The following is a 13,992-nucleotide window of genomic DNA, read 5'->3' on the forward strand; positions in this document are numbered from 1 at the left end:
GTGGAAGGATGTAAATCAACAATGACGGAAAGCAAAGCAAACATAAAAAAAAGGCACAGAGTCCCGATCGGCTCCCAACTGCCCAAACGGCGCAGAAGGGGAAAGCGCGGACTATATGCGGTTCCGATTTTTTTGATCGCCGTGATCGTCGGTACCGTTTTGTGCAGTACAGTATTTTTTAAGATTGAAACGATTACGGTAAAGGGAAATACGCGTTATACCTCCGACCAGATTATCGCTGCTTCCGGTATCGAACTCGGAGACAATCTGATTCGGCTTAAAAAGAATAAGGTCATTTACGGAATTGCGGCCAATTTAGAATATGCCGAGACGATCACTTTAAAAAAGCAGCTGCCCGGCGAAGTGGTCATCACCGTCAGCGAACCCGCGCAAACGGCGATCGTCACCCTGGGGGCCAGTAATTATGTTCTCATCAGCGGCAAAGGCAGGATCTTGGAATATAATTATTCCGGAGAAGGGATCCGGTATGAAGGAATTTTGAATCTGACGATTGAAAACGGATTCATAGCAGCCGGAGAAGCCGAGACTTTAGCACGGCTGAATGATGTCACAGCGGCTTTTAGCGAAGGAGCACTGACTCAGATCACTGCAGTCGGGACTTCGAGCGCCACAGGAAATTATGTTGTTTGGGCTAATCGGGTAAAAATTTTGCTCGGTTCATCCGATGATTTGGCGCAAAAAGTAAAATTTGCCAAATATTTCATCGAAAACGAACTCGGCGAAAACGAGACCGGTGTCGCGGATGTGAGTGCGGGAAAGCAATTGTATTTCGATCCGAGCCCATTGACCGAATATGCAATTACCGCTTCTTCGCAATCTATGCCGGAGAATTCGCAGACCTTGGGAACAAGTTCCGGTTCTTAAACCCACAGAAGCAAAAATCGGACCGAAAACAAGTGCGAAAGTATTGAAAAAGGCGGTAGTATCTGTTATAATTTCGAACAGGAACAGACATGCGCCGCAAAAATGATGGGGAGGAAAATTACATGCCGTTTGAGTTCGATAACGAAACCACCAGAGGTGTGAATATAAAAGTTGTCGGCGTCGGCGGAGGCGGGGGAAACGCCATCAGCCGTATGTGCAAATCCGGGATGACCAGCGCCGAATTTATCGCCATCAATACGGACAAGCAGGCGCTCGATTTTGTCCAAGCTACTCAAAAACTCCAAATCGGAGACAAGGTGACCAAAGGTCTCGGTGCGGGTTCTATGCCCGAACGGGGTCAGCGTGCCGCAGAAGAGAGCCGCGATGATATCGCCGCAGCACTGCAAAGAGCCGATATGGTATTTGTCACCGCCGGAATGGGCGGAGGTACCGGTACAGGCGCCGCTCCGATGGTAGCCTCAATCGCAAGAGAACTCGGCGCACTGACTATCGGCATCGTCACCACTCCTTTTACCTGGGAAGGTCTCAAGCGCATGAAGAATGCCGAAGCCGGTGTCGCAATGCTCCAGGAGACTGTCGACGCATTGATCATCGTCCCGAACGACCGTCTCAAACTGGTCTCACAGGAAAAAATCACACTGATAAATGCTTTTGAAATCGCCGATGATGTGCTGCGGCAGGGCGTCCAGAGCATTTCCGACCTCATCAACGTACCGGGACTTGTCAACCTCGACTTTGCCGACGTCTCCGCCGTCATGAAGGACGCCGGTTATGCCCATATGGGCATCGGGCGGGCTACCGGAAAGGACAAGGCGATCGAAGCAGCAAACGCGGCAATCACCAGCCCGCTGCTCGAGACTTCAATTTCAGGCGCGCGCTCGGTCATCATCAATATCACCTCTTCGCCGGATATCGGACTTGAAGATATTGAGACTGCCTCGACGATGATCGCCCAATCGGCGCATCCCGAAGCGAACATCATTTGGGGCGCGGCGTTCGATGAGATGATGTCGGATGAAATTAAAATCACGGTCATAGCGACTGGCTTTGCCCAAAGCGGTGTAAACTCGGTCGGAAAAGATCTCTTTTCGGAACAGGTCAACGGATTGTTCACTCAGAGCACGCCTCGTCCGCGCACCGAACCGCCAAAGACAACCGTCCCGAGTTTTGAACAAAAACCGCTGCCGAAGACAACGCCGCCGCAGTTCAAGCCCCAGCCGACAGTGCCGCAAAAAAACGACAAAACGGCAGCTTCAAACGATGACGATTACTTCGACATCATGAACATTTTTAAACATAAGAAATAAAAAAACGGCGGGTTTTGCCCGCCGTTTCAAAATGGGAATCCTGTCAAAACGGAGAGAATTGTGGGGAAAAGAGTAATTTTAGAAGCGGCAGCGCGTTCCGAGACCGGAAAGGTGCGCGGCAACAATGAGGATAACCTCTGTATCGACGGAGAATTATTCAGCGCAATCCAGCTTGACGAAGGCGTGCGGTTTGCCGACGCCTTCGATTTTCCGTGCGTTATCGGTGTCTGCGACGGTATGGGAGGTCAGGAGTTCGGTGAGTTTGCCTCGGCTGTCACGGCGCAGGCGATTGCGGAATATCGGGACGCATTATGCGGTGAGGACAGCGAAACCGCCATTACCGAATTTGTCACTGCAGCCAACACACGCATTTGTAATGAGATCACCGCAACCGGAAAGCGCATCGGAACGACCGGTGCGTTTATGATCTTCAAAAACGATTTAGTGGTTGCCGTTAATATCGGAGACAGCCGTATCTATCGATATCAAAACGGAGTCTTGTCTAAAATCAGCATCGATCATACCGAAGCGCAGATGAAAATCAATATGGGACTTATGACACCCGAACAAGCGGAAACCGACGGCAGCCGTCACCGGCTGACCCAGTATTTAGGTCTGTTTGAAGACGAGATGGTTCTGACACCGGCGATCTTTGAAAAAGCCCCGGAATTCGATGAAATTTACTTGATCTGCAGTGACGGACTGACCGACATGGCATCGGACGAAGTCATTGCCGGTATTTTGGAAAACGGCGGCACCGCTTCCCAGATTGCTGATCATCTGATAACCGCGGCGCTGTCAGCAGGAGGCGGAGACAATGTGACAGTGGCGGTGGCGAAGATCACTGAAGCCGAGGATGACCGCCGGTTGGTAAAACGGCTTTTTTCCGGCAAGAAAACAAAGCTGAACCCGAACACTAAACACCGTTCGATCTTTGATTTCCGGTGATAAGTTGATTTCATCGAGCATTTATTGTATAATTTTAATGGTACGCAAAACAGCGCAAAGGAGGGGTTTTGTGACAGAGGTTACAACAAAACAGCTCGCCGAAAAAACGGTGGAATTGAATGCCGGAGATGATATCTTATTATCCGGCACGATCTATACCGCACGCGACGCCGCCCACAAGCGCCTTGCGCAGCTGATTGATGAAAAAGAACCGCTGCCGTTCGACCTGAAAGGCGCTGTAATCTATTACTGCGGTCCGACGCCCGCACCGAACGGTATGGTCATCGGCTCCTGCGGCCCCACGACTTCGTCTCGCATGGATTCGTATGCCCCGCGGCTGTATGGTCTCGGTATTGCCGCGACCATCGGGAAAGGGCGAAGAAACTCCGGCGTCGTCTCTGCTATTGAAAAGAACAAGGCCTATTATCTCTGCGCACTGGGGGGCTGCGGCGCTTTGATCGCCGATTGCGTAAGAAGCAGTGAAGTAGTCGCTTTTGAAGATCTCGGCTGCGAGGCAATTCGAAAACTGGAAGTAGAAAAGCTGCCGTTGATCGTCGGAGTCGATGCGACGGGTGTGTCGGCATTAAAATAGACTCGAAAGGAAATAAATGACTAATGGATATTCAGGAATTGATTATACGGCATCCCAAGCTTTTATATTGCGGCGAAGATATTGAAAATGCCGTAAAAGAGCTCAAAACCTGTTTTTCCGGCGGCGGACGCGTCTATATTTGCGGCAACGGCGGAAGCGCTGCCGACAGCACCCACATTGTCGGCGAATTGGTCAAGGGTTTCCTGTCCAAACGCCCGCTTGACGATGCCATAAAATGCCGGCTCGCCGCAATCGATTCCGAGCTCGGCGTAAAACTCGGCGAAAAATTACAGGGCGGCCTTCCCGCACATGATCTGTGCGAAAATATCTCCCTTTCATCCGCGGTGGCAAACGATATCGATCCCGATATGATCTATGCGCAGCAATTGATCGCCTATGGGCAGGCAGGGGATATTCTGATTGCGATTTCAACCTCGGGAAACGCTAAAAACACCGCCTACGCCGCAGTGACGGCCCATGCACTCGGCATGACCGTGATTGGGCTGACCGGTGAGACCGGCGGCAAGCTGAAAGAGCTCTGCGGCATCTGCATCCGTGTACCGGAAAAAGAGACTTATAAAGTCCAGGAACTGCATCTGCCGGTCTATCATTATCTTTGTGCCAAAGTTGAAAATGATCTCTTCGGCGCGGAATAACCGATTTTAAAAAATCAAATAATAATTGAAACTTTTCGGGAGATAAACCATGAGAAAACTGTTCGCTGTCGTCATTGTTATATTGATGCTTTTGCCTGCCTGCTCAAGGCCGAAGAATTATCCTGTCAACGTCGGCGGAACGGAGATTATGAAATACCCTGAAGCGGTCGTCACGCTGTCGCCCTACATCGGCGAAATTATCTACGGATTGAAACAGTCCCGGGTGTTAGTCGGACGCAGTGAATATTGCGACTACAACGGCAATGTGCGGCAGCTGCCGAGCATGGGCACGGTCAGCGCCCCTGACGTCGATGCCATCATTGCGCTTGCGCCGCAGGTCGTGTTTGCCGCGGTTTCTCTGCCGCAGGCAGCGGCGGCAAAACTGGCGGAGAACAACATCAAGGTCTGCGTACTGCCGGTTCCGGCGACTATTGAAGAGATCAAACAACGGGTCACGGAAATCGCGAAAGTGCTGCGCGGCGTGAATCGCGCCGAAGCTCTCGCAAAGGATTATCTGGCTGACTTTGAACAAAAACTCAATTATGTAACCTATAAACTGCAAAACGTCGATAAGCCGACAGGAATTTTCGTATTGTCGAATCAAGGCGCAGTTGCAACGGGCGATACGCTCGCCGGCGTGATTATGCAGCTTGCGGGCGTGACCAACATCGCGGCGAACAACACCGGTTACTCAATGCCTTTTACGGAAATCTTTGCGGCTAATCCCGATGTCATCATTGTCTCGAATCCACCCGCGATTTCTTATATCCAAAACAGCGATTTTTCCCAGCTCGCCGCCGCGTCAGCCGGCCGAATTTACGAACTTGACAACAGTTTTGCCGAGAAATGCACCCCCGCGGTGACGGATATGCTCTACGCGCTTGCCTATGCAATCCACGGCGATGCAATGGCAGCTCCCGACACAGACAGCGCACCCGCTAAACCCAGTGAAATTCCGAGCATCAATTCCGAATTCCAGACGTCTTCCGCGGTTCTATCGCAAACATCAACCGCCGCAGCCGATTCCCAACAGTCATCGTCTAAACCTTCTTCCCGTTAATTGAAGGAGCGAAGCAGGATATGCTGAAAAGAAAAAAGAAAGAGCTTTCCTCTTTCATCTCACCTTCGGTATTGATTATCATCAGTTTTGCCGGAGTCATCTTAACCGGGGCACTGCTGCTGATGTTGCCGATTGCATCACGGCAAAAAATTGTCTCCTCATTCACCGATTGCCTGTTTGTTGCCACTTCAGCGACTTGTGTGACCGGACTGGTAACCAAAGATACATATAATTATTGGACGACGTTCGGACAGGCTATTATTTTGTTGTTGATTCAAATCGGCGGATTGGGATTAATCACAATTACGCTGTTTGTCGGTAGTTTTCTAAAGCGGAAATTCGGCTTTAAAGATCTTTCACTCGCTACCGAATCCATCAGTTATGACTCACTGCCTGAAGTCTGGACAGTTCTGAGGATGGTTGTGATGTTCACCTTGGTGGTCGAAGCGATCGGTGCCATAATCATCACGCCTGAGTTCGTGAACCGCTTCGGGCCCAGCGGCGTCTTTCGGGCAGTTTTCACCGCCGTTTCGGCCTATTGTAATGCGGGTTTCGACCTGACGGGAGACAAAGTCAACTTTGTGAATCTGATTCCTTTTCAACATTCTCCGATTGTTTTGATCACGGTCATGTCGTTGATTGTCATCGGCGGTATGGGCGTGCTGGTTTGGTACGACTTGGTCAGCTCGCTGAAACAGAAACGGAGTATGATGCTTCATTCCTCGTTGGTCTTTAAACTGACTGCGGGTTTGATTCTGTCCGGTACGATTCTTTTTTTAATATTCGAATATTATAATCCCGGCACTATCGGGAATATGAGCTTTGGGACAAAAGTTATCAATTCGTTCTTTCAATCGATCACAACCAGAACGGCCGGTTTTTCTTCGGTCAATATCGGAAATCTGTTTACCCGTACAAAAGTGTTGTTTTGCATTTTGATGTTCATCGGAGCAGCTCCCGGTTCGACCGCCGGCGGTATTAAAATCACGACTTTCTGGGTGGTTGTCATGACCATCTGGAGCTATTTGCGCGGCAGACAGGACACAGTGATCAGCGGGAAGAGAATCAAAACCGAAGTGGTTTACCGCTCGCTTGCGATTATGATCTTAATGCTCGGAATGATCTTTGCTTCCGCCGCTTTGATCTTCGCTAATGAAAATCATGTGCAAAAGGTCAGCGTGATAGATTCGCTGTTTGAGGTGTTTTCCGCGGCGGGCACCGTCGGTTTGAGCGCCAATCTGACGCCGACACTGATGGCAAGTTCGAAATATATCCTGATATTGAATATGTTCATGGGACGCGTGGGGCTTGTGACCTTCATGCTTTCCATAACCACCCTGAGAGCCAGCCGAAAAAAGAATGAAATTTTACCGGAAGGCAAAATCATCGTCGGATAAACCGATATTTTTTATCGCAAATCAAACGTAGAAAGCGGAAGGACGGATATTATTAAATGAATATTTTAATCATTGGGTGCGGAAAAGTCGGTTCTGAGCTGGCCTCGCGCTTATCGGAAGCGGGGCATGACATCTCGGTTGTCGACAGCGACGCGCGCAATTTTACACATTTATCAGACAGTTTCAACGGGATGACCTTTGAGGGTTTTGAGTGCGATCAGGATGTTTTAAGGCGGGCGGGTATCGCTGCCTGCGACATCGTCGCGGTCGTCACACATGACGACAACATCAACATTATGGCTGCTCAGATTGCGCATAATGTCTTTAACGTCCGGCGGGTCGTCACCCGAATTTATGACCCGGAGCGCGAAGACGCCTATAAACGTTTCGGGCTTCAGACCATCTGCCCGACCAAACTGACTATCGATGCGGTATATTCGGCAACAGTCGAAGCGGAACTTGCGCATAAGACACTGCATTTTGGCATGAGTACGCTCTCGTTTGCAATTGAAAACCCCGGAGAACACGAGATCGGCATGTCCCTTTCCGATTTGGCAAAAGCTTATGCGCGTGAAAACGTACTGTTGTTCGGGACAATGCACCCGAGCGGTGAAATGACAATGGTTGTTGAGAGCCCCGAACGCAAACTCAGTGCAAGCGACCGGTTGGTCGTCTCGCATAAAGTGGACTGAGAAACGGAGATTTAATTATGACTGTTGTGATCGTCGGCCTCGGAAAGGTCGGATATAATCTCTCAAAAACTTTAATAGAAGGCGGACATAAGGTACGGATGATCGAGCTTCGTCCCGAGATCTGCACGAAAATCGCAAACGATCTGCACCGGTCGGTCATCTGCGGAGACGGGAGCAAGATCGAGGAGCAGACGGCAGCGGAGACCGATAAAGCGGAAGCTTTCATTGCTGTCACCGGCAAAGACGAGATTAACCTGATCGCCTGCCAGTTGGCTAAAATCCGCTTTAACGTCAAAAAGACCGTAGCAAGAGTAAATAATCCGAAGAATCTTCAGGTAGTGCAAAAGCTGGGCGTTGATATCGCTGTCAGCAGCACCGGTTATATTGCGAATCTGATCGAGCGCCAGCTCGACGACGCTGACAGCCGGTTTTTATCCACGGTCACGGCAGGGCAGATTTCGATCAACGAGGTCACGGTCACCAAGGGATCTCCGCTCGAAAATCGCATGATCAAAGAGCTTGATTTACCGCAAAACTGCATTTTGGTCTCGATTCTGCGAGAGGGAAAGATGATCGTCCCGCGCGGCAGTGTCGTGTTGCTCCGTGATGATATACTGGTCGCGGCTTGTCCGCCCGCATACCGCGCGGAAGTCAAACAAGCCCTGAAAAGGGTCTCGGACAACACTTAATAATATGGACAAACCTTTAAATTCACAAAAGCCGGAACCGCGTGTTGTCGATTATGACACGCTGCGTAAAAACACCCCGTTCACCTGGAGCGTCGGGTCAACCGTTATGTCATTAATTAAGCTTGCCGGCCTCACCTATCGGAACTATTTTCTCGATTTTGACGAGAATGTCCGGATGTACAAAGAGGGCGAGGAAAAACTGGCGAAACTGTTTGACGGTTTCCCGATGCCTAATATGATCACACCTTCTATCAGTTACGGGCATGTAAATTGTCTCGGTGCGGAGCTTATTTTTCCCGAAAACGGTGAAGTCGGCATCAAACATCTCTGCTCAACGGTCAAAGAGGGTATAGAACTTCTAAAATCAAAAAGGGGCGTTGATTTTTCCAAAGAGGGCATGTTCCCGTTTTACGCCGAATTTTCCGAAAAGCTGAAAGCGGCTTTTCCGGGCCGTTCCGTTTGGTTCGGATTCGGAGTCGAAGGCCCGCTCACAACGTCTTACGAATTGCTTGGTGACCGGATTTTTACCGAAATTTACGACGAGCCGGAACTTTGCGCCGAGTTTTTAGATTTGCTTACGGACAGCATCAACGATTATTCCGCAGCACTGCGCCGCCTTGACGGTGATAAGCCGTTTCCCGACGATACGGCTTATCTGGCCGACGATATCGCAAGCATGATTCCCGATTCGCTCTGGCCGGAATTTGTGCTCCCGTTTTGGGAAAAGTATTATCGCTTCCGCACCTCCGGAAAGCGTAATATCCACATCGAAGGACTATTGCCGAACCAATTGAAGTTTCTCGAGGAAGCGCGCATCGAGCGTTATGATCCCTCGATTTCAACGATGCTCACGCCTGCGATTATCGAAAAAACATGCAAAGTGCCGTTTATGTGGCGAATCGGGTCGTTTCATTTTCCGCAGATGAGCAAAAAGGATACAGCGGATTTTGTGTATCTTGCTGCTGCTGACGGCGCTAACAACGTCCACACTTATATCGCGGACGATACGCTCGACCCTGAGACCGTCGAAAAAATCACTATTTTCCGCGACACCGCGCAAAAAGTGCAAAAACTGCTTTCCGGCGGAATGCCGAGAACGGAACTGAGAAAGTTTACGGGTTATTCCGACAGCGCCGAATATTGGGACAACTGGCGCGGCTACAAGGGCAAGCCGCAATTTAAAAAAGGATAAGAATATGATCACGCAAAAAGAGATCGATAAAATCAACGAACTCGCCAAAAAGGCGCGCGGGTGCGGCCTGACCGAGGATGAAAAAAAAGAGCAGGCGCATCTGCGGGCATTATATATCGCATCGTTTCGTGACAGTTTGCGCGGGCAGTTGGATGCGATCACGCTGGTTGATGAAAACGGAAATAAGAGAAAGCTGAAACATAAATGACTGATTCGGAGTTTTGTATTAAATTCGCCGAGAGCGATCTGCCGCACCGCGCTCTTTTGTTTTATTGCCTAAAAAGCGGCTCAGCAGAAATCATATTCTGCGGTGAAGACGGCATGCTGTTGTTTGACCAAAACGGCGGCCATTATTTGCTGACGGCGAAAAGCCGAAAAACAGCGGAAAAACTAATCGATAAAGTACCTCAAGGAAATTCAATTGTAGCGCATGAGGATTTTTATGATGATCTCTTGCATTGCCGAAATCCGATTCGAAAGACGAGATGCAATGCGGCCGCTTATCTGAAGAAAGAACCGCCCGAAGCGCCCGATGCAGATATCAGACAATTGACAGCCGACGATCTGCCTCTGATTGTCGAACATTATCATCTGTTCACTGATGCAGGCTATTTTGCCGAGCGGCTTTCCGGCGGCTTTATGTACGGCATCTATATCAACGGAGAACCCACCGGCTTTATCGGAAGGCACGACAGCGGCGAAATGGGAATGCTCGAAATTTTTGAGCCGTACCGAAAACAAGGTCTCGGTTATAAACTTGAAAAATTTATCATTCGAAAAGTTCTTTCGGAGGGAAACCTGCCGATCGGCGAAGTTGTCGTTGGAAACACGGCTTCGTTTGCGCTCCAGCGAAAAGTCGGTATGTCCGTTGATATCGAGCAAACGGTAACATGGTGGAATTACGATCGAATATGTTAAAAATTACATGAAAATTTTCGCCCATCGGGGCATAATAATCGTGTACCGGATGTAAAAGCATCTTGGATGTGAACATCGCGGATGTAAACATCGACGGATGTAGCATTATAGATGTGAAACGTCACAGATTTCATGCATCCAGTACAATTCAGCAGAAACGATGCAATGCCATGAAAAAGGCAGCACTGATGATCCTTTGCTGTTTGATCTTTTTGCAAGGTACAGGTTTTATCGCATCAGCGAGCACTGGCGTGTTGTTTACTGTCCGGGAGGATAAAGTCGAGGACGAAGCGGTTTCGTTTGTTTGGCGGCATCCCCGCATATACGGACTTTATGACACCGAAACCATGAAAATACTCAATCAGCTTCTGAAAGAAGAGGGACAACGAGCGTATCTGGAGGTTCGCTATAAAGCGATGTCGATCAATGAAAGAGCGACAGGCGAAATCATTGTGGAAAATACCTGCAACAGCGGAAATATGATCTGTTTCAGCTTTCAAACCAACGCAACTGACAGCAGCGGTACGCGGTATGATTCAACACGTTATCTCTGTTTAGACACAAGCAGCGGGAAACAACTCGGTTTTTGGGATCTCTTTATCAAAGACGGCGCAAAGCGAGAAGCTGTCCTGGAGATTTTCGGACGCGAAGTACGCGAGCGCGGTGGACCCGAATCGCAATGGGTATTGAAAAAGATGAAAAGCATCGGCGCAATGACCTATTTCGCGGACGATGAAATTGGCGTTTTAACGGTTTTATTCAATGACCAAAACGGGAATGCGGCCCGAGTCAGTGTCAATTTTTCGACTTTGGAACTATTTATGAAACCCGAATATACGTCGGTGACCAAGCACTGAGAACACACAAAAGGAAAGGGGGCGGCTTTTGCCGCCTCCTTCTCCTTATATAAAAAATGTCGTGGCTTTAATATTAATCGCAGATTTTATTGACGATCCAGTAGATATAGAAGCTCAGCAGCGCACCGAAAACGAGGTCAATGACATAATGATACTTTGATGCAACTGCGACGATTACGAAAAAGATAAAAACGGGGATATAGAATATCAGCAGCCACTTCAGCGAACGCCTCGCACAGAGTAAAAGGAACAAACTGTTTGCAATATGCAAACTCGGCATTGCGGCGAGAGATGCGCCGAAGTAAGCATCCGGGATTTTTCCTGTGGTAATGATACTTTGATACATCACATACATTCCGTTTTGGGTTTCCGGAAATCCGGCGAGTTTACTGCTTTCGTAAATAAACGGCCCCAGAGCCGGTGCAATCCAATAGGAAATACCGCCAAGCAGCAGAATCAGACAAGTTCCAACGACGACTTTTCGGAAGTTCCGGAAATGGTCAAACGCAGAATGAAGCACAAACGACAGCGCAAACGTTAAAAAGAAAAGCCAAAAATAGAGAGATGAAAAAATACCGGCTGTATCGAGTACTTTTCCGAGAGCAGAAAGCCATCCTGCGATCGGGGTCAGCATATCGGTTTTTTGATAGAAGGCGTCATATGTATTTGGATTTACCAAAGGCGTCCATGCTTTTATTTGAAAATGCATAAACATCACGAGTGCAATGAACGGGATATATAAAAGAGAAATTAAATTTTCTCTGAGAGATATCCCCGCATTTTTGCGCTTGAACAGTTTATAAAAAAAGATCAATATAAACTGACAGATTACCGCGATAATCAATGGATAAACATAATGAATCGAAAAAAATTTAGCTTGCCCTTTTGTTGGAATCAAAAGCGGCATTTTAAAAACAAATATGCAAACCAAGCATAAGATCAAAAAAGAGATAAAAATAATCAATTCAAAATATTTTTTAAAGAACGGAATAGGTTTAATTTTAATAATATTTTCTTCGGCGATAATCACCATAAACCCTCCAGTGTGCTTTATAATTACATTATACGACAATAATTACCAAATGTAAAGAACATATTAACAACATCGTTTGAATGTTTTTGTTCAAATTACAGCAAGTCAAAAGAAAGGGCGCGGTTTTACGCCCCTTTAAATTATCTGCTTATATCAATTCGTAATCAATATAATCCATATTTTCTTCCTGTTTCGAAGAATGCACGGACGTTTTCAATTGGACTGCCGTTTCGGATGGAATCGGTCGTGCCGAGGATGTAGCCGCCGTTTTTGCCGAGAACTTCCAGGGCATAACGGGTCTCTTCCTCGACTTCCTGTTTGGTACCCATCAAAATATTAATCAAGCTCACATAGCCGTTAAAAGCCGTGCTACTGCCGAGTTTTTCTTTAATTGTCACCGCGTCGACGTCCCCTCCGGCCTGCGGTGAACACAAAGTCGATAGCAAATCCATTTTGATCGTTTTCAAGTCGTCTAAGATCGGCATGACTTTACCGTCATCATAAAAGTGGAAGTAAGCACCGTAACGGTGTGTAATCTCGGCATCTTCTATGATGTGGGGCAAAAAGAATTCGCGCCAAACCGCGGGCGACCAACCTGCGCTCAAGCTGCAGTTATACCAACTCTCAAAAATGATTTTTGCACCGTGTTCGAGCGCGAAAACAAGCACTTTCTTGTAATAATCGTGATAAACCTTTATGGCCGCTTTGAATAATTCCGGATCGTCGTAGAGCATCGTCAGCGCGTTTTCAAATCCGAGCGAATCGACCAAAAGATGATCAACACCCTGATGGGCGCGGACCTCGACCATGCCCCCGTCACCGAGGTATTTGTCAACAAACGCGAATTCCGCACTGCAAAACTTCTCGGGGTCGGGCAGGAGATATTGCATCTTTTCCAGATCGTCCATGGTTTTAACGAGTCCGATCACTTTTTCGGGATTCGGCCCGAGCCCGTAAGCCGGGTCGTTCGGGGCATATCTCATTTGGTCACTCAAGTCGCCCTTGGGCGTGTGAATGACCCGGTCAACATACAACATGGAATTTTTACGTTCCGATTTGAAATCGACGGTGATGTCGTTGAACAGGGAATAGTCGATGAATTGTGTGTAGGGGAAATTCGGAGGTGTGATGGCGATTTGAAAAATCGGGTCGAAGTCAAATTCGCCCTTCATTTTCAACAAGTCAAAGATCCCGGCTCCCCCGTAATAATCCCGCATCCAGTAAGCCATGCGCGGGGAGATCGGAACCTTATCGGGCAGCTTTTTGTCGAGGACGGCGGTCAAACGTTCGCGGGAAGTCATCTCTTTCATCCTGAGCCCTCCGAATCTCATTTCGTTTTGTTTTTATATTTACAAGGTCTCGAACTTGAATTTTAGAAACTCGATGTCGATATCGGCAGTGGCGGGGTCAGCACCCTCGCGCAGTAACGCAAGGCCGGGGCGGTGAGCTTTCAAGTAACTTGAAAGCTTATCATAATTCACCATGCCCTGACCGAGCAGCGTTTCTTTCGGTTTTCCGTCCGCGTCGAGCGTGATATCCTTGCAGTGCAGCGCCATGATGCGCTCGCCGAATGCGTCGAAGCAGCGGTCAAACAAATCGTCGTGATTACGCACAAGTTCCGGCGTGTTGATCAGATTGACCGGGTCAAAGATGATCTGAAGATGGTTACTCCCGATGGTCTCAAGCAGCCGGGCGGCGAGTTCGGGGGTGTTCAGAGTGTGCGCGGCAACCGGCTCTACACCTAC

General features: G+C 48.5%; 16 protein-coding genes. 13 read left to right on the plus strand and 3 right to left on the minus strand.

The genetic code is table 11. From position 1 onward, the window contains the following. The first annotated feature begins 21 nt into the window (after positions 1 to 21). The 13 genes from PKH29_03440 to PKH29_03500 all read left to right on the plus strand — a co-directional run bounded on the left by PKH29_03440 (position 22) and on the right by PKH29_03500 (position 11,214). Positions 22 to 885 carry an FtsQ-type POTRA domain-containing protein gene (locus PKH29_03440; protein HNX13890.1) on the plus strand — a complete coding sequence of 288 codons (864 nt, stop codon included), beginning with the start codon at positions 22 to 24 and terminating at the stop codon, positions 883 to 885. A gap of 122 nt (positions 886 to 1,007) precedes the next feature. Then, positions 1,008 to 2,213, plus strand: coding sequence for a cell division protein FtsZ (gene ftsZ, locus PKH29_03445; GenBank protein ID HNX13891.1), 1,206 nt, complete (start codon positions 1,008 to 1,010; stop codon positions 2,211 to 2,213). Between the two features lie 60 nt (positions 2,214 to 2,273). Continuing rightward, positions 2,274 to 3,161: a protein phosphatase 2C domain-containing protein gene (locus PKH29_03450; protein ID HNX13892.1), complete on the plus strand. Its 888-nt coding sequence runs from the start codon at positions 2,274 to 2,276 to the stop codon at positions 3,159 to 3,161. A 70-nt stretch (positions 3,162 to 3,231) separates the two neighbouring features. Further along, on the plus strand, positions 3,232 to 3,753 hold the full coding sequence (locus PKH29_03455) for a FumA C-terminus/TtdB family hydratase beta subunit (protein ID HNX13893.1): 522 nt from the start codon (positions 3,232 to 3,234) through the stop codon (positions 3,751 to 3,753). Between the two features lie 23 nt (positions 3,754 to 3,776). Further along, complete coding sequence (locus PKH29_03460) at positions 3,777 to 4,409, plus strand: SIS domain-containing protein (GenBank protein ID HNX13894.1); 633 nt, start codon at positions 3,777 to 3,779, stop codon at positions 4,407 to 4,409. A 49-nt stretch (positions 4,410 to 4,458) separates the two neighbouring features. Beyond that, on the plus strand, positions 4,459 to 5,469 hold the full coding sequence (locus tag PKH29_03465) for an ABC transporter substrate-binding protein (GenBank protein ID HNX13895.1): 1,011 nt from the start codon (positions 4,459 to 4,461) through the stop codon (positions 5,467 to 5,469). A 20-nt stretch (positions 5,470 to 5,489) separates the two neighbouring features. Further along, positions 5,490 to 6,866 carry a potassium transporter TrkG gene (locus PKH29_03470; protein ID HNX13896.1) on the plus strand — a complete coding sequence of 459 codons (1,377 nt, stop codon included), beginning with the start codon at positions 5,490 to 5,492 and terminating at the stop codon, positions 6,864 to 6,866. Between the two features lie 56 nt (positions 6,867 to 6,922). Further along, positions 6,923 to 7,558, plus strand: coding sequence for a TrkA family potassium uptake protein (locus tag PKH29_03475; GenBank protein ID HNX13897.1), 636 nt, complete (start codon positions 6,923 to 6,925; stop codon positions 7,556 to 7,558). 17 nt (positions 7,559 to 7,575) lie between these two features. Further along, positions 7,576 to 8,247, plus strand: coding sequence for a TrkA family potassium uptake protein (locus PKH29_03480; protein HNX13898.1), 672 nt, complete (start codon positions 7,576 to 7,578; stop codon positions 8,245 to 8,247). A gap of 4 nt (positions 8,248 to 8,251) precedes the next feature. Beyond that, a complete protein-coding gene (locus PKH29_03485) occupies positions 8,252 to 9,439 on the plus strand; it encodes a uroporphyrinogen decarboxylase family protein (GenBank protein HNX13899.1) in 1,188 nt (395 codons plus the stop codon). Between the two features lie 7 nt (positions 9,440 to 9,446). Further along, the gene (locus PKH29_03490; protein HNX13900.1) at positions 9,447 to 9,647 is read left to right on the plus strand and encodes a DUF896 domain-containing protein; all 201 of its coding nucleotides are present in this window, start codon (positions 9,447 to 9,449) and stop codon (positions 9,645 to 9,647) included. Further along, a complete protein-coding gene (locus tag PKH29_03495) occupies positions 9,644 to 10,357 on the plus strand; it encodes a GNAT family N-acetyltransferase (protein ID HNX13901.1) in 714 nt (237 codons plus the stop codon). Before PKH29_03490 ends, PKH29_03495 begins: the two co-directional genes overlap by 4 nt. Before the next feature lie 170 nt (positions 10,358 to 10,527). After that, positions 10,528 to 11,214: a hypothetical protein gene (locus PKH29_03500; GenBank protein ID HNX13902.1), complete on the plus strand. Its 687-nt coding sequence runs from the start codon at positions 10,528 to 10,530 to the stop codon at positions 11,212 to 11,214. Positions 11,215 to 11,287: 73 nt separating this feature from the next. On the opposite strand, the gene PKH29_03505 is transcribed toward PKH29_03500, so the two are convergent. The 3 genes from PKH29_03505 to PKH29_03515 all read right to left on the minus strand — a co-directional run. Then, the gene (locus tag PKH29_03505; protein ID HNX13903.1) at positions 11,288 to 11,893 is read right to left on the minus strand and encodes a phosphatase PAP2 family protein; all 606 of its coding nucleotides are present in this window, start codon (positions 11,891 to 11,893) and stop codon (positions 11,288 to 11,290) included. Positions 11,894 to 12,411: 518 nt separating this feature from the next. Then, the gene (locus PKH29_03510) at positions 12,412 to 13,557 is read right to left on the minus strand and encodes a uroporphyrinogen decarboxylase family protein (protein HNX13904.1); all 1,146 of its coding nucleotides are present in this window, start codon (positions 13,555 to 13,557) and stop codon (positions 12,412 to 12,414) included. Between the two features lie 39 nt (positions 13,558 to 13,596). Beyond that, the coding region (locus tag PKH29_03515) for a TIM barrel protein (GenBank protein HNX13905.1) at positions 13,597 to 13,992 on the minus strand (396 nt) is incomplete at its 5' end.

Source organism: Oscillospiraceae bacterium, from assembly GCA_035353335.1.
In the GTDB taxonomy this organism is placed as follows: domain Bacteria; phylum Bacillota; class Clostridia; order Oscillospirales; family JAKOTC01; genus DAOPZJ01.